13 protein-coding genes are annotated in these 15,219 nt (G+C 74.3%); 2 read left to right on the top strand and 11 right to left on the bottom strand.

Annotation, left to right across the window (positions count from 1 at the left end):
- Positions 1-424: 424 nt before the first annotated feature.
- Positions 425-1,054: a hypothetical protein gene (locus tag BMW99_RS28385; protein WP_069467320.1), complete on the top strand. Its 630-nt coding sequence runs from the start codon at positions 425-427 to the stop codon at positions 1,052-1,054.
- Entirely contained in the window at positions 1,051-1,239 is a 189-nt protein-coding gene (locus BMW99_RS28380) for a hypothetical protein (RefSeq protein WP_069467321.1), read from the top strand. Before BMW99_RS28385 ends, BMW99_RS28380 begins: the two co-directional genes overlap by 4 nt.
- Here the strand turns inward: BMW99_RS28380 and BMW99_RS28375 are convergent.
- From BMW99_RS28375 to BMW99_RS28325, 11 genes are all read right to left on the bottom strand, one after another.
- Positions 1,202-2,761 (bottom strand): lyase family protein, encoded by a 1,560-nt coding sequence (locus BMW99_RS28375; RefSeq protein ID WP_075017800.1) that lies wholly within the window; start codon positions 2,759-2,761, stop codon positions 1,202-1,204. The genes BMW99_RS28380 and BMW99_RS28375 overlap by 38 nt on opposite strands.
- A complete protein-coding gene (locus tag BMW99_RS28370) occupies positions 2,751-4,838 on the bottom strand; it encodes an FAD/NAD(P)-binding protein (RefSeq protein WP_075017826.1) in 2,088 nt (695 codons plus the stop codon). Before BMW99_RS28370 ends, BMW99_RS28375 begins: the two co-directional genes overlap by 11 nt.
- Positions 4,839-4,873: 35 nt before the next feature.
- On the bottom strand, positions 4,874-5,851 hold the full coding sequence (locus BMW99_RS28365; protein WP_075017799.1) for a 3-oxoacyl-ACP synthase III family protein: 978 nt from the start codon (positions 5,849-5,851) through the stop codon (positions 4,874-4,876).
- A 182-nt stretch (positions 5,852-6,033) separates the two neighbouring features.
- Positions 6,034-7,236, bottom strand: a complete 1,203-nt coding sequence (locus BMW99_RS28360; protein ID WP_075017798.1) for a hydroxymethylglutaryl-CoA synthase — start codon at positions 7,234-7,236, stop codon at positions 6,034-6,036.
- Positions 7,233-8,357, bottom strand: a complete 1,125-nt coding sequence (locus tag BMW99_RS28355) for a hydroxymethylglutaryl-CoA reductase (RefSeq protein WP_143080577.1) — start codon at positions 8,355-8,357, stop codon at positions 7,233-7,235. The genes BMW99_RS28360 and BMW99_RS28355 overlap by 4 nt, the downstream gene beginning before the upstream one ends.
- The gene (gene fni, locus BMW99_RS28350; RefSeq protein ID WP_069463532.1) at positions 8,354-9,445 is read right to left on the bottom strand and encodes a type 2 isopentenyl-diphosphate Delta-isomerase; all 1,092 of its coding nucleotides are present in this window, start codon (positions 9,443-9,445) and stop codon (positions 8,354-8,356) included. Before fni ends, BMW99_RS28355 begins: the two co-directional genes overlap by 4 nt.
- A complete protein-coding gene (locus tag BMW99_RS28345) occupies positions 9,442-10,614 on the bottom strand; it encodes a phosphomevalonate kinase (RefSeq protein WP_245791662.1) in 1,173 nt (390 codons plus the stop codon). The genes fni and BMW99_RS28345 overlap by 4 nt, the downstream gene beginning before the upstream one ends.
- Positions 10,615-10,673: 59 nt before the next feature.
- Positions 10,674-11,795 (bottom strand): diphosphomevalonate decarboxylase, encoded by a 1,122-nt coding sequence (gene mvaD, locus BMW99_RS28340; RefSeq protein WP_079176210.1) that lies wholly within the window; start codon positions 11,793-11,795, stop codon positions 10,674-10,676.
- The gene (mvk, locus tag BMW99_RS28335) at positions 11,785-12,798 is read right to left on the bottom strand and encodes a mevalonate kinase (RefSeq protein WP_245791661.1); all 1,014 of its coding nucleotides are present in this window, start codon (positions 12,796-12,798) and stop codon (positions 11,785-11,787) included. Before mvk ends, mvaD begins: the two co-directional genes overlap by 11 nt.
- Before the next feature lie 226 nt (positions 12,799-13,024).
- The gene (locus BMW99_RS28330; RefSeq protein ID WP_075017797.1) at positions 13,025-14,557 is read right to left on the bottom strand and encodes an MFS transporter; all 1,533 of its coding nucleotides are present in this window, start codon (positions 14,555-14,557) and stop codon (positions 13,025-13,027) included.
- A 153-nt stretch (positions 14,558-14,710) separates the two neighbouring features.
- Positions 14,711-15,178 carry a TetR/AcrR family transcriptional regulator gene (locus tag BMW99_RS28325; RefSeq protein ID WP_069463858.1) on the bottom strand — a complete coding sequence of 156 codons (468 nt, stop codon included), beginning with the start codon at positions 15,176-15,178 and terminating at the stop codon, positions 14,711-14,713.
- Positions 15,179-15,219 lie beyond the last annotated feature (41 nt).

The raw sequence follows: 15,219 nt of genomic DNA, 5'->3' as shown, positions 1-15,219 counted from the left end.
CGACTGCGAATGGTGAGCGTTGACACCTTCAACGAGGCCATGGAATTCTCCCAGTGCACCCGTGGTTACGTCATGGCAGCGTCTGGGGGCATGAATACGCACCATCCGCGATATCCGCCGAACACCTCGGGGCCGGGCCGACCTGGCCTTTCGATGAAATACCCGCCGTAGAACAGGGCCTGTTCCGCGGTGTATTCCGGCACTATTGGCGGTCGATTGTTCCGGGTCCCCGGAATTGCGGCCGCGGGCACGGGATTTACGTGTCCCCCGATGGTTCCGGGTTGGGTTTCGGTGGTTTCGGTGTTTTTCGCGGTTCGGTGGATCATCGACTCGGGAAAGCGGACCGCGGCCCACGACACGGGGGGTTCGGCGGCTCCAGGCGCGCGAACGACATCCGGACGAGTGGGCCTCGGAAAGGAGATCCATGGAGTTTCACGCCTGCCCCAGGAACCATCCCAGGAAGCTCCGCGCGGCGAGCGGGTCCGTGCTGTGCGACCCGTGCATCCGGCAGGTGGAGGGCACTTTGCGCACGTTGCCCGGCCTGTACCAGGAGAGCTTGCACCACATCGCGCCGGTGGCGCGGCGGATGAGCACCACCCGGGTGTCGGGCAGCCGGGCCCGGGACCATCTGAACTGGTCGGCGCTGGACGCCCGCCGCGACATCGTGGCCATTTTGGAGTCGTGGTCGGACCTGGTGGTGGAGGAACTCGGGAAAGCCGCGCCGAGCCGTTCGGTGCCGCAGTTGGCGCGGCTGCTGCTGCTGAACGTGCAGTGGCTGACCGCGCAGCCGCCGGCGAAGGATTTCGCCGACGAGATCGAGGAGTTGAAGGCGGAGCTGCTGCGCACCATCGATCCCGGTCCCGGTGAGCTCGACGCGTGGATCAGGGAGTGTGTGGTGGAGGGGTGCTCGGGGGTGATCAGCACGTCGCCGCGCGGTGTGGGCGGCGACGGGCCGAACACGATCGGGTGCAGTTCCGGGCACGAGTGGGAAATGCGCGAGTGGATCACCCTGCGGCCGCTGCTGCAGCGCAAGCGGAAGGCGGCCGACGCATGACCAGACCGCCGCGTCACCGGCTGGTGCCCACGCGGGTGGCCGCGATGGCGGCGAGCGTGTCGGAGGCGACCATCCGCAAGTGGGTCAGCCGCGGGAAGATCACCCGCTACGGCACGCCGGGCCGCAGCGAGTTCGACATCGACGAGGTCACGCGGATCGCGTTGCGGCGCCGCGGATCCGTGTGAGTTCCCCCGGTAGGGGCGGCAGCGGCCGGCTCAGGGCGGCGTCGGTGAGGGCCGGCGCCGCTCCCAGGTAGGCGGCCGGTGCGAACAGGTCGCCGGGCGCGGTGGCCAGGGCGGTGCGTGCGGCGTCCTGGTCGCCGGCCGGCAGCGTGTCCAGGGCCTTGTCCAGGGCCTGTTGCAGGTGCCGGCCGCCGCCCGCCGAGGCGCGGGAGGCGGCGTCCAGCAGGGCGCGGGCGGTGTCCTTGCCGATGCGGGCGGCCAGGTGGGCGGCGACCTTCTCCGAGACGATCTGTCCGGCCGTCAGTTCCGCGTTGGCGGCCATCCGCGTGGCGTCCACGTGCAGCTGCCCGGTCAGTTCCACCGCCTGGCGGGCCGCTCCCCCGGCCAGCCGCAGCAGGCCGCGCAGCGGTTCCCACTCCGCGTGCCAGGCTCCGGCCGAGCGTTCGTCCTCGCTGGGCAGGCACCCCCACACCGTCGCCGCCAGCTGGGGTGCCTGCAGTGCCGCCGAGCGGATCGCGGTGGCCAGCACGGGGTTGCGTTTGTGGGGCATCGCCGAGGACGCGCCGCGGCCGGCCGGTGCCGGCTCGGCGACCTCGCCGACCTCGGTGCGGGCCATCGACAGCACGTCGGCCGCGATCTTGCCCAGTGCCCCGCAGGTGAAGGCCGCGGCGGCGGCCAGGTCCGCGATCGGGGTGCGCAGCACGTGCCAGGGCAGCAGCGGTGCCCGCAGGCCCAGTTGCCGCGCGAAGGCGGCCGGCAGCTGCACGGCGTAGGTGGCGGCGTCGGTGCCCGGGGCGTGCTGCAGGTAGCCGGCCATCGTGCCGGCCGCGCCGCCGAGCTGTACCAGCAGCGCCGAGGCGGCGGCCGCGTCCAGGCGCTCCACGGCGTCGAGCACCAGGTGCCGCCAGCCGGCCGCTTTGAGGCCGAAGGTGGTGGGCACCGCGTGCAGGGCCAGGGTGCGGCCGGCCATCACCGATGCGCGGTGCGTGCGGGCCAGGGCGGCCAGCGCCTGCTCCACGTCCGCCAGGTCCTGGCGGATGGCGGCCAGCGCGTGCCCGGCGACCAGCACCGTCGCGGTGTCCAGGATGTCCTGGCTGGTGGAGCCGCGGTGCACGTAGGCGGCCGCCTGCGGGTCGAGGGCCGCGACCTGTGCGGTGAAGTGCCGCACCAGCGCCACCACCGGGTTGGCCGACTCCCGGCAGGCGCGGCCCAGCGCGGGCAGGTCCAGCCGCGGCGGGGCGGCCGCGGCGGTGATGGCCTGCGCCGCGGCCTGCGGGATGGTGCCCAGCTGTGCCTGGGCCCGTGCCAGCGCCGCCTCGGCCTGCAGCATGGCGGCCAGCCATGCCCCGTCCGAGGTCGCCGCGGCCACCGGGGTGCCCGCCCACACCGGGGCCAGCAGCCCCACCTCCAGCACGGTGTCGGGGGCGAACGCCCCGGCCCCGCCCGGCGGTTCGGCCGGGGCGGGGGCGGAGTGCGGCGATACGGAAGCGGCGGTTGCCGGGGTGGGCGGGGTGTCAGTGGACATGGGTGAGTCCTTGCCTGGGCAGGGCCGGCGCGGCGGGCGCGTCCAGGCCGCTCTGCCCGGGTGCGGCGGCCGGCGCGGCGGTGTGTGCGGCAACGGTGCCCGCGGCCGCCTCGGCCGCCGTGCCGGTGGCCGCCTCGGTCGCGGGGTGGGCCAGGGCGGCGCGGGCGATGGCGTCGGAGTCGGTGAGGGTCACCGAGTTCACTCCGGGCCGGATGCCGGCGGCGGTCACCCAGTGGACGGCCTCGGTGGGCACGCCGAAGGCGTAGCGGCGGGGGTGGGCGCGGCCGGCGGCGTCCAGCAGGTGGAACGGGCGGGCGGTGACGGCCAGTCCGTCGGTCTGGTAGGAGCCGAAGACGCGGCCGGGGATGCGGTAGACGCCGGCCTGGCCGCCGGCCAGCAGGTGCTGCAGCAGCCGGTCGCGGGTGCGGGACAAGGTGATCGCGGGCAGGCGTGCCTCGACCAGGGCCCGCACGCGCACGGTGGAGGCGGGCACCAGCGGGGAGGTGACGGTGTAGCCGCCGGGGCCGGCGCTGACCTGGACCTGGGGGCCGACCACGTGCAGCACCCCGGCCTCGATCAGCGCGATCATCTCCTCCACGCGGCGGGCCGGCGGCCCGATGGACAGGTATGCGTTCAGGGGCGTGTACCAGCGGTCCAGGTCGCTGCGGTAGGAGTCGCCGTGCAGGCCGCCGTGGTCGACGGCCAGGCGGATCTCGTTGCGCAGGTCGCGCAGCACGTCCAGGGCGGCCTTCAGCGGGCCGCTGACGTTGCCGGCGGCCGCCTCGGCGACGTCCTCGCGCAGGTGGTCCAGCAGCCAGTCGGTGAAGTCGCGGGGGCCGCTGAAGCGCCGGTCCCGGTAGGGGCGGGCGATCAGCTGCCAGTCCAGGCGGTACTTCTCGCCGATGCCGTAGGACGCCAGCACCGCCTGGGCCTCGGTGGCGCTCAGGCCGGCGGCCAGGTAGTCGCGTTCGAACTCCCGGGCGCGGGTGACGTGGCCGCGTGAGGACAGCAGCGTGCGGTAGTAGACCGTCTCCACCTCCCGCGCGATCAGCGGCCACAGCTGGGAACGGAAGTCCAGGCCGCGGGCGTTGGCCGCGCGCAGCCGGGCGATGCGCGCGGCGGTGAAGACCAGCGGCTCGTGCCGGCCGTGCGGGCCCTTCTCGTTCTCGCCGCGCGCGGTGTAGGGCACCCCGCGCCGGGACGCGGCGTAGATCACCGGTTCGCTGCCCGAGGGCCGGTAGACCAGGGCGCCGCGCAGCCGGGTGAAGACCCCGCCGCGGCCGGCGGTCAGCTGCGCCATGTAGTCGAAGAAGTTCAGGCCCAGGCCGCGCAGCAGCACGCTGCCGCCGGCCGGCAGCACCGACAGGTCCACGTCGGCGGGGTTGGCCGGGCCGATGTGGACCAGTCCGAGGTTGCGGGCGGTCTCGGCGAAGGCCTGCTCGCCGGCGTCGTCGCGGGCGCCCAGGTGTCCCTGGCACAGCACGACCGCGTCCAGGCCGCCGATCACCGTGCCGTCCTCCAGCCGCACCTGCTGGCGCGGTCCCTGCCCGTCCGCGCCCGGCAGTGCACCGGGGCCGGCGGCGGGGGTGGTCTCGTCGTCGAGGGCGACGGCGGTGCGCGGGTGCCAGTGCAGGGTCAGGCCGGCCGGTGCGGCCTGGCCGATCCGGGTGAAGGCCCAGCGCAGGTAGCGGCCGTAGAAGGCGCGGGTGGGGTAGGTGTCCGGGCCCAGGGCCGCGGCCTCGGCGCGCACGTGCTCCGGTTGCCCGCCGCCGGCCGGGTCGGCGGCCAGTGCGGCGGCCCACTGGTGGAGGCTGGGGCCGGGCTCCAGCGGGCCGCGCAGGTCCACGCTGGCGTCGGTGAACACCGAGATCTGCCCGGCGACGGTGTTCATCAGCAGCTGCCGGGACTGGTCCACCCGCCAGACCCGGCCGGCGCCGGGCGGGTAGGGATCGACCACGTGGACGGTCACGGTGCTGCCGGTGGGCAGTTCGCGGGCGTTGGCGCACAGCCGCTCGACCACCGACAACCCGCGCGGACCGGCGCCTATCACGCACACAGTGCGATGTGTCGTCGTCATGTTCCTGTCTCCGCCGATGTCGGGCTGGCACACGTTCACCACTGCACGAGCGCGAATCCCGCCGCCATGCCGCCGCCGAAGCCGGCGAGCAGGATCAACTCGCCGCGGCGCAGCAGCCCCGCGCGGGCGGCGTGGTCCAAGGTGATCGGGATCGAGGCGGCCCCGGTGTTGCCGTAGTCGGCCAGCGTCAGGTGCATCGCCGCGTTCGGCAGCGCCAGTTCCTCGAAGACGGCCTGCAGCATCACGCCGTTGGCCTGGTGCGGGATGAAGTGCGCGATGTCGTCGGGCACCACCCCGGCCTCGTGCAGGAACTGCTTGGTCAGCGGCGGCAGCCGGTCCTGCACGAAGCGGCGCACGGCGCGGCCGTCCATGGTGAAGTACTGCTCGCCGCGCTCCAGGACCTGCGCGTCCACCGGCAGGCGGCTGCCGCCGGCCGGCACCCGGATCATGTCGGCCAGTTCCCCGAAGGTGTGCAGCGCCAGGTGCCGGATCCGGCCGCCGGGCCCGCCCGGGCCCAGCACCATCGCGCCGGCCCCGTCGCCGAAGAGCACCACGGTGCGCCGGTCGGCGGGGTTCAGGATCCGCGAGTACAGGTCCGCGCCGATCACCAGCGCGTGCCCGCCGCGGCGGGCCAGCACACCCTCGGCCGCCGCCAGCGCGAACACCTCGCTGGAGCACACCGCGTTGACGTCGAAGGCCGCCGCGTCGGCCGCCCCCAGCAGGTGCTGCACGTAGGCGGCGGTCGGCGGCTGCGGCCGGTCCGGGGTCGAGGTCGCCACCACGATCACCGACAGCTGCGCGGCGCTGATGCCCGCCGACTCCAGCGCGGCGGCCGCCGCGTGCGCGGCCAGGTCCGAGGTGGCCTGACCCGGGGCGGCCCATCGCCGCGCGCCGATGGCGGTCTTGCCCACCACCCACGCGTGATCGACCCCGGCCCCGGCCCCGGCCTCGTCGTTGGACACCACGCGGTCGGGCACATAGGACCCCGTGCCCAGGATCCCCAGTTCGGTCATGCGCCTGGTCCCTTCCCTCAACGGCAGTCGTCGACGGCGGTCGTCAACGGCGAGGACGCGAAACGGCGGCCCCGCCCCCGGCACCACCCGCGGTCACCCGTACCACCCACACCCCACACAAAGGGGAGAAAGCGGGCGAAACGTAACATGGGGGTGGGGTGGGGGGCGGGTGCCGCGGAGCGTCAGCGGGTTTCGTAGATGCGCTTGTGGCCGCGCAGCGCCGCCAGCCGGAACGGGCCGGTTGTCTGCGCGGCGATCCGGTGGTCGCCGCCGTCGGTGGGCAGCACCGCGGTGTGCAGGGCCCGGTAGGCGGGGTAGTCCAGTTCGGTGCGGCCGTCCACGGCCGCGCGGTGCGCTTGGGTGCGCAAGGCGTCGCGGTAGCCGGGCACCACGGTGGCGGCGAAGAACTCCGCGACGCTGCCCGAGCCGTAGCTGAGGAATCCCACCGGCCGCCCGTCCAGGTCCTGTTCGCCTTCCAGCAGGGCGGCCAGCGCCAGGTACACCGAGGCGGTGTAGCTGTTGCCGATCACCGCGTTGTAGGCGGTGGTGCGGGCGATCGCGGCGTAGGCGCGGTCCTCGTCGGTGGCGTGGCCGGTGTAGTTCAGCAGGTGCCGGTGCGCCTTGTAGGCCATCTTGGTGAAGGGCTGGTGGTAGCAGAACGCGGCGAAGTCCTCCAGGTCGCGGCCGCCCTGCTCGGTGTAGTCCTTCCAGCAGCCCTCGACGGCCTGCAGGTAGGCGGTGATCGACTCCTGGCCGTCGACCAGGGCCGCGGTGCGGTAGTTGGGCCGCCAGAAGTCCATCACGTCGGCGGTGAACACCCCCGAGGGGTCCTCGACGGCCAGCAGCGCGGGGTCGGCGCTGACCAGCAGTGCGACGGCGGCCGCGCCCTGGGTGGCCTCGCCGGGGCTGTCCAGGTCGTACCGGGAGACGTCGCTGGCGATCACCAGGACCCGCTGGGTGGGGTCGCGGCGGATCAGGCCGATCGCGAACTGCAGGCCGGCGGTGGCCGCGTAGCAGGCCTGTTTGAGCTCCACCACGCGGCTGGCCGAGGGCAGGCCCAGCAGCGAGTGCACGTACACCCCGGCGGACTTGGCCTGGTCGATGGAGGACTCGGTGGCGAAGACGACGGTGCGGATGTTGTCGCTGCCGTGGGTGGCGATCAGCGGGGCGGCGGCGGCCGCGCCCAGGGTGACGATGTCCTCGTCGGCGGCGGCCACGCTCATCGAGCGCTGCCCGATCCCGATGTGGTACTTGCCGACGTCGGTGCCGTTGTGCGCGGCCAGCGTGGCGTGCGGCAGCACGAAGTGGCCGGTGGCCAGCGACAGGTCGTGGATGCCGATGGCGGGCGTCGGGCCGGGGGCGGGGGGTGTGGGCAGGGTCGTCATCGGGCACCGGCCTTCGCGGCGTCGTCGCTTCGTTCGAACTGCACGTGGGCGCGCATCAGCTCGCCGGGGTTGGTCTGGGCGGCCAGCAGCGACAGTTCGCCGCACAGCACGGTCGCGGCCGCGATCACGGCCAGGCGCCGGGCGTTGTCGCCGGGCGGGCGCTGCTCGCGGCAGCCCAGGCGGGCCAGGTTGGTGTCGACGAAGCCCAGGCCCTTGCCGTTGCCGACGGTTCCCACGATCAGGTTGGGCAGGGTGCACGCGAAGTACAGGTCGCCGTCGCGGTCCTCGGCCACGACCACGCCCTGCGAGCCCTCGACGATGTTCGCCGCGTCCTGCCCGGTGGCCAGGTAGAAGCCCAGCAGCATGTTCGCGAAGTGCGCGTTGGCCGAGCGGATGCCGCCGGCCAGCAGGGTGCCCAGCATGTTCTTGCGCAGGTTCAGCGTGGCGACCTTGGCGGCGGTGGTGTGCAGGACCTGCTCGACGACCTGGCGGGGCACCAGCAGTTCGGTGACCACGTTCTTGCCGCGGCCCAGGATCCCGTTGATCGCGGTGGCCTTCTTGTCGGTGCAGTAGTTCGCCGAGATCGACCCGTAGCCGATGCCGGGCACGGTCTGCAACAGGTGCGCCAGCAGCGTGTCGGCGGCCAGCGTGGCCATGTTGTGGCCCGAGGCGTCGCCGGTGGTGAACTCGAACCGCACGAACAGCAGGTTCGCGTTGATCTCGTGGCGGACGGCGACCAGTTCGGTGAAGCGGCTGTGGGAGCGCACCAGGTCCCGCAGTTGCGGCAGCGAGTCCTGGATGCGGCGGGCGGCGGCCAGCGCGGTGGCCGCGTCGGTGGCCTCCACCAGCACCGAGCGGGTCATCCGCTCGTCGACGAGCGTCGCCACGATGCCGTCGGCGGTGAGCATGGAGACCTTCGCGCCGCGGCCCACCGACGGCCACAGCGGCGACTCGTAGGTGGCCAGCGGCACCTGCGTGCACGTCGTCGCCACGTTCCCGGAGATCTTCACCGGGCCCACCCACCGCATCGGGACCGAGGCGACGGCGTGCCCGCTGCCGGACGGGCCGTCGGCCGGCGGGCGGCCGGCGGGCGGTTGGCTGATCGCGGACGTCTGGCTCATCGTGTGCTTCCCGTCTGCCGAGGGCTGGTTGCCGTGGTGCGCGAGCGGCGGGCGTAGGCGGCGGTGTCGATGCCCCGGTCGGCGCAGAACTCCCGCAGGGACCCGCCGATGAGCAGGTCGCAGTCCTGCAGCGCGGCCGGTGTGGGGGCGCCCAGCATCGTCTGCAGGGCCGCCAGCTGCTCCAGCCACGCGGAGATCTGCTCCACCAAGGCGGGCACCCCGCCGTCCAGCACCGTCTTCAGGAACACCCCCGAGGCGCCGACCGCGCCGGCGCCCAGCGCCAGCGCCCGCGCCACGTCCAGCGGGTGCCGCACCCCGCCCGAGGCCAGCACCGGCAGCCGCGCGCCGGCCGCGTCCAGCAGGCACGCGGCCGTGGACAGCCCGAACCCGTGCAGGTAGGCGTAGTCGCCCAGCCGGCGGCGGCCGTTCTCGATCGCCGCGAAGTCGGTGCCGCCGCGGCCGCCGAGGTCGGCGACCGCCACCCCGAGGCCGGCCAGCACGTCCACGCTGGCGCGGCTGAGCCCGAACCCGACCTCCTTGACGATCACCGGGACCGGCACGCCCCGCGCGATCGCCGCGATCTGCGGCACCCACGAGGCGAACGACCGGTCCCCTTCGGGCATCACCGTCTCCTGCACGGTGTTGACGTGGATCTGCAGCGCGTCCGCGGCCAGCAGCTCCACCGCCTTGCGGGCGTTGGCCACCGACGCGGTCGCGTTCACGTTCGCCATCACGAACCCGTCGGGGTTGTTCTCCCGCAGCACCGCGAACGTGCCCGCGCACCCGGGGTCCTTGAAGTAGGCGCTCATCGACCCCGAGGCGATCGGCACCCCGGTGGCGGCCGCGGCCAGCGCCAGATCGGCGTTGATCCGGCCGGTGTTCGGGCTGCCGCCGGTCATCGCGTTGATGTACAGCGGGACCGGCCAGGCGATGCCGGCGAACCGCGTCGCCAGCGAGACCTGGGAGCGGTCCAGGCCGGCCAGCGCCTGGTGGACGAAGGCCACCTCGTCGAACTGGTTGACGCCCGCGGCCGCCCGCTGCTGTTCCACCGCGAGCCGGACGTGGTCGTCCTTGCGTTGTGCGATCAACTCTGGCATTCCCGGTTCCCTTCCGCGGCAGTACCCAGCGGCAACGGCAGCACGCCGGCGGCCGTCCACTGCTCGGCCAGTTGCTCCGCACGGTCCTTGAACGCCGCCGGAAGCAGCGCGATCCCGCAGTCCCCGCCGCCGGCACCCGACGGCTTGCCCGCGCCGCCGGCCCGGCGCGCGGCACGCACCAGGGCCCGCAGACGCGGCGTGAACACTCCCAGGCCCACCCGGCGATCCAGCCGTTCCAGGGCCCGCCCGGCCTCGGCGACCTGCTCCACCGCGGCCGCGCCGTCCCCGCCGGCCAGCGCGGCCGCCAGCGCGCTCACACACTCGCCGGTCCGCGCCACGAACAGCCGGTACTCCGCGCTGTCGCGCCAGCCGCTGGCGTCCAGGCCGGCCACCATCGCCGAACTGGCCGCCGGCGACCCGGTCCAGCCCACCTTCAACAGCGCCTGCCGCGGCGCCGGCAGCCGGCCCACCGCAAGGTGCGGCCACCGCTGGCCCAGCACCCGCGCCGGCGATCCGCCCGCCGTCCGCTCGGCCAGCCACGCCCGGTCCGGGGACCGGTACCCGATCCACCCGCCGAACGTGGCGGCCGCCACGTCCCCGCCCGAGGCCCGCCGGTCCAGGCCCGCGGTGACCACCAGCGCCAGCTTCAACCGCTGCCACGCGCCCAGGTCCAGGCCCGCGAACGCCGCGAGCGCCTGCACCGCCGCGACCGTCACCGCACCGCTGGAACCCAGCCCGTACTTGCGGCCCTCCTCGTGCAGGCCGCTTGCCACCCGCACCCGGCACGGCGGCAGCCGCCGCCCGTGCTCCAGCGCCAGCGCCGCGACCTGCCCGACCGCGGCGGCCACATGCGTCAGCGACGCCACCTGCGCCGGCGCGTAGGGGCCCAGCACACCCGCGGACAGCGCCAACCGCGCCCGCGCGCCCAGGTCCGAGACGATCTCCACCCCGGACGGCGCGGGCGTCACCGCGACGCTGACGTACCGGTCCACGGCCACCAGCACCGCCGGGCGCCCGGCGTCGAGGACCGCGTACTCCCCGGCCACGAACAGCTTGCCCGGCGCCCGCGCCACCACCAGCCCGCCCTCGCCCGCGCTCGCCGTGCCCGCCGACGCCAGCAGCGCCGGCGACGGCGCCGCACCCGCGTCAGGAACACCCACACCCACACCCGCGCCCGCGCCCGCGCCGCGCGCCACGGCGGTGGCCGGATCGGCGGCGGTCACCGGACCGCCGAGGCCGGCGCGCTCAGGTACGCGGCGGGACCGGGACCGGCGGTGATCACGCGGGCGCCCGGCACGGCGCCCACGATCGCGGCGGCCACCTGCGGGGCCTGCCCGCGCGGGCACAGCACCTTCACGTTCGGGCCGGCGTCCATCGTGGCGTAGGCGCACACACCTCGCGCGCGCAGGCCCTGGACGGTGTCCAGGACGGTCAGGGAGTCCGGTGCCAGGTAGCGCACGGCCGGCCGCGCGGCCAGCATCGTGGCGTGCATGCCCAGCGCGTTGCGTTCGGCGATCCGCCCGACCTCCTCCAGGTCGCCGGCGGCCAGCGCGGCACGCATCTGGTCCAAATCCTCGGCGCTGGAGTCGGCCCACGGCCCGTACAGCGGGGAGGTGGCCACCGTGCGGCGCATCGCCTCACGGCTGGAGACCGCCTTGGGCCCGGCGTTCAGGACCGCCACGACCAGCGCCGGATCCAGGCCCGCGCCCGCCGGCACCGGCTCGGCGTAGGAGGTCAGGTCGGCCTGGCGCAGGTCGCCGGTGCCGGCGTGCCACTGCGCGAAGGCGGCGATCAGCGACCGGCACGCCGAGCCCGAACCGCGGCGCGCCAGCCGCGACAGGCCCCGCACGTCCAGGTCCAGTCCGTAGGCGGCCGCGGCCGCCACCGCCAGCGCCGCGAACCCGCTGGCCGAGGAGGCCAGTCCCGCGCCGGTGGGCACGGTGTTGCGGGAGTCGACCACCGCCTTGAGCGTGCTGCCGGCGCCGGCCCGCACCAGGTCCAGGAACGCCACCACCCGCTGCCGCTGCGAGCCGGCGGCCGACGCCCCGTCCAGCAGCACCTCGTCACGGCCGGCCCCGGGCGCCAGCGTGACCCGGGTGGTGGTGGCGAACACGTCCAGCGTCATCGACAAGCTGCCCACCCGCGGCAGCACCAGCGCCTCGTCGCGTTTGCCCCAGTACTTCACCAGCGCGATGTTCGGATGCGCCACCGCCGTCGCCGACCCGGCAGCCCCCGCAGCAGCCGCAGCCGCAGCCGCGGTCGGGATGGGGGTGGGGGTGGGGGTGGGGGTGGGTTGGGGGACGGTCGCGGTGGGGGGTGCGGTGGTGTGGTCAGTGGCCATGGTCGGCGATCTCCCTCAGCGGAACGACCCATGTCTGCACGGCGCCGGCCTGGTGCAGGCGCCGGGTGACCTGTCCGGCCTTGACCGGGGGGACCAGGGCGAGCATGCAGCCGCCCAGGCCGCCGCCGGTGATCTTCGCGCCGAGGCTGCCGGCGTCCAGGGCCGCGGCCACCAGCGCGTCGATGCCGGTGGTGCTCAGTCCCGCGCCGCTCAGCAGCCGGTGGTAGTGCGTCAGGTAGCCGCCCAGGCGGTCGGTCTCGCCCCGGGCCAGCGCGTCACGGCCGGCGTGGGTGAGGTCGGTGGCGGCGGTGACGAAGTCGTGCTCGGCGCCGGGCCGGGCGGCCAGGCGTTCCCGCAGCTGCTGGACGGCGTCCTTGGTGCGGCCCGCGGTGCCGCTGTCGGCGATCACGAACAGTGCCTCGCAGCCCACCCGCACCGGCTGCGCGGTGCCGGCCTGGAACCAGATCGGGCCGCGGGCGCCGACCGCGGTGGCGTCCACGCCGCTGGAGCGGCCGTGCGCCACGTCCTCGGCGCGCTGCACCAGTGCGAAGACCTCGCGGTCGCTGAGCTGACGGTCGTACAGGTCGGCCAGGGCCAGCACCACCGCCCGCGCGTAGGCGGCCGAGGATCCCAGGCCGCGGCCGTGCGGGATCCCGCCGTCGATGATCACGTCCAGGTGCCGCAGCGCCCCGGCGCCGAACGCCCGGGTGAAGTGGCCGGTCAGCAGGCCCAGTCCGGCGAAGGCCTGGGTGACGATCGGCCGGGACGGGGAGCCGGTCATGGTGAACGTGACCTGGTCCCCGTCGCTGTCGCCCGGCTCGCCGGCCGACCAGCCGGCGCTGGCGGTCACCGCCAGTTGCGGCACCGGGACCGCCAGCGCGGGCGCCCCGTAGACCACCGCGTGCTCTCCGAGCACGATCGCCTTGGCGTGCGCGCGGCCGACACCCACCGCGCGCACGCGGCGGGCCGGCCCCGCCTCTTCGGCCGGGCTCGGTCGAGTCAACGCAACTCATCTCCTCGCGGTCGACGTCAAGCGCGCAACGCGGCGGCCCCCGCCGGCGAGGACATCGCCGGCGGGGGCCGCGGGGGAAGGTGTCAGGCCGCCGGCTCCCGGCTCAGGGGGGCGGCCTTGGGGTGTGTCGTGGCAGGAACAGGAAGCCGAAGGCAGGAGGGACGACAACCACCGGGGGGTGCGGGGGCCGGTGGCCGGCCCCCGGCACCCGGTGGTGTCAGGCGGCGGCGGGGCTGGTGGGGGTGGTCGGCGAGGCGCTCTGGCTGTCGGCCCCGGCGGTCGCCTCGGCGACCGCGTCACGCGGCTTGGCCTCGACCTTCTCCAGCAGCAGCAGCGCCAGGATCGCGGCGACCACCAGCACACCGGCCGCCGCCCGCAGCGCCAGCGCGTAGCCGTGGGTCTCGGCCAGGGCCGGCACGGTGCCGCCGGCGACGTGGTGCTTGACGTAGCGCAGCGCCAGCGGCACCAGCGTCGCCAGGCCCAGCGACGCGCCGACCTGCTGCATCGCGGTCTGCACGCCCGAGCCCAGTCCCGCGTCCTGCCCGGTGACCTGGTGCAGGGCGCCGTTGGTCAACGCCGGGTAGCCCACGGCGTTGAAGAACCCGTAGACCAGCAGCCCGGGCATGATCCCGCCGACGAACGAGGCATGGGTGGCAAGACCGCCGGCGGCCAGCACCAGCCCGCCGGCACTGCCCAGGAACGCGATCGCCAGCGTCGCCTTCACCCCGATACGGGGCATCAGCGCGGTCGACACGCCCATGCCCACACCGATGGCCAGCGTGAAGGGAATGTAGGACAGGCCCGTCTTGAGCGGCGAGTAGTGCAGCACGTTCTGCAGGTACAGCGTCAGCAGGAACGCGTAGGTGTAGAACGCGGCTAGCGACAGGATGCTCACACCGTTGGACGTCACGCGGGTGCGGTTGTTGAAGAACCGCATCGGGATCATCGGGTCGGACACCCGCGACTCCCACACGGCCGTGAACGCCAGCAGGACCACGCCGCCCAGCAGCGGGGTCAAGACCTTGCCCGAACCCCACGGGTCGTCGGCGGCCTTCAGCAGCCCGTAGACGATCGCGACCAGCGAACCGGTGGCCGCGACCGCGCCGACCACGTCGATGCTCTGGCCCTTGCGGGCCATGCGGCTCTCCGGGATCACCCGCGGCACCATGATCAGCGCGAACAGGGCCACGGGGATGTTGATGAAGAAGATCCACCGCCAGCTGACCAGGTCGGTCAGCGACCCGCCGACCACCGAGCCGACCGCGCTGCCCAGCGCGGCCATGCCGCCCCAGATACCCAGCGCCTTGGTGCGCTCCTTCGCGTCGCGGAACAGCACCGGGATCAGGCCCAGCGCCGCGGGACCGGCCAGCGCCTCACCCAGGCCCTGCACGAACCGGCCGCTGACCAGCATCGAGGAGTTGGCGGCCGCCCCGCACACCGCGGAGGCCGCGCCGAAGACCAGCACACCGGCGACGAATCCCAGCCGCCGCCCGTACAGGTCGGCCAGCCGCCCGCCCAGCAGCAGGAAGCCGCCGGCGGTCAGCACATAGCCGTTGACGACCCAGGCCAGGCCCTCGACGGAGAAGTGCAGGTTGTCCTGGATGTGGGGAAGGGCGATGTTCACCACGGTGACGTCCATCATCAGCATGAACTGCATCGCCGTCAGGACGCCCAGAGCCATCCACCGCTGCGGATCGGGCGCGGGTTCCGCCGCCCGGTCGCCGTACGCTTCGTTGTCCAGCTTACTCATACCTAAACCAGATCCTCCGAGTCATCCGCGGACCGGGGCGCGCGGGTGCATTCCGTCTCGGTACTGGGGACGAGACAGCCCCCCGTCCTGTGACACACCCCCTGCCCCGCCCCCCTTTGCCGGGGGCGGGGCGGGGGCGGCCGTGCGGGCGCCTCAGCCGGCCAGGTAGCGCTGGATCGTCGGGTTGAGCAGGTCGATGACCTCCTCGGCGCCGGCCGACGCGATCGGCTCCAGGCGCACGATGTAGCGCAGCAGCACCACGCCCCACACCTGCCCGGCCGCGGCGTTGACGTTGATCGCGGGAACCTTCAGCGTCTCGGCGGCCTGGTAGATGTCCATCCCCGCCAGGCCGATGGCCTTGCCGGCCTCGGCGAACAGCTGGTTGGCCAGGAACAGCCGCATCTGCTCGGCGCCTTCGGGGCTGTTGACGGCCTGGTGCAGGATGCCCAGCAGCTTCGGCCGGACCTCGGGGTTCTCCCACAGCGTGAACGCCGCCCGCAGCAGGCCCTCGGCCAGCTGCTCACGCGGCCCGGCCAGCGCCGCCTCGGCGGCCTCTCCCAGCACCCCGCCCAGGTGGTCCAGCGCCTGCGAGCGCTGCTGGGCGTCGACGGCTTCTGACATGTCTCCTCCTCGAACACACAACACACACATATGTCACCGAC

Origin of the sequence: Actinacidiphila rubida, assembly GCF_900110255.1 — a bacterium.
Classification (GTDB): Bacteria; Actinomycetota; Actinomycetes; order Streptomycetales; family Streptomycetaceae; genus Actinacidiphila; species Actinacidiphila rubida.
The sequence above is the reverse complement of the archived record's forward strand: the minus strand, read 5'-3'. Positions and strand labels throughout refer to the sequence as shown.

What these genes read in the sequence shown, in the direction of transcription:
- BMW99_RS28385 (WP_069467320.1), top strand. Translation starts at nt 425, where the DNA reads ATGGAGTTTCACGCCTGCCCCAGGAACCATCCCAGGAAGCTCCGCGCG.
- BMW99_RS28380 (WP_069467321.1), top strand. Translation starts at nt 1,051, where the DNA reads ATGACCAGACCGCCGCGTCACCGGCTGGTGCCCACGCGGGTGGCCGCG.
- BMW99_RS28375 (WP_075017800.1), bottom strand. Translation starts at nt 2,761, where the DNA reads ATGTCCACTGACACCCCGCCCACCCCGGCAACCGCCGCTTCCGTATCG.
- BMW99_RS28370 (WP_075017826.1), bottom strand. Translation starts at nt 4,838, where the DNA reads ATGACGACGACACATCGCACTGTGTGCGTGATAGGCGCCGGTCCGCGC.
- BMW99_RS28365 (WP_075017799.1), bottom strand. Translation starts at nt 5,851, where the DNA reads ATGACCGAACTGGGGATCCTGGGCACGGGGTCCTATGTGCCCGACCGC.
- BMW99_RS28360 (WP_075017798.1), bottom strand. Translation starts at nt 7,236, where the DNA reads ATGACGACCCTGCCCACACCCCCCGCCCCCGGCCCGACGCCCGCCATC.
- BMW99_RS28355 (WP_143080577.1), bottom strand. Translation starts at nt 8,357, where the DNA reads ATGAGCCAGACGTCCGCGATCAGCCAACCGCCCGCCGGCCGCCCGCCG.
- mvaD (WP_079176210.1), bottom strand. Translation starts at nt 11,795, where the DNA reads ATGGCCACTGACCACACCACCGCACCCCCCACCGCGACCGTCCCCCAA.
- BMW99_RS28330 (WP_075017797.1), bottom strand. Translation starts at nt 14,557, where the DNA reads ATGAGTAAGCTGGACAACGAAGCGTACGGCGACCGGGCGGCGGAACCC.
- BMW99_RS28325 (WP_069463858.1), bottom strand. Translation starts at nt 15,178, where the DNA reads ATGTCAGAAGCCGTCGACGCCCAGCAGCGCTCGCAGGCGCTGGACCAC.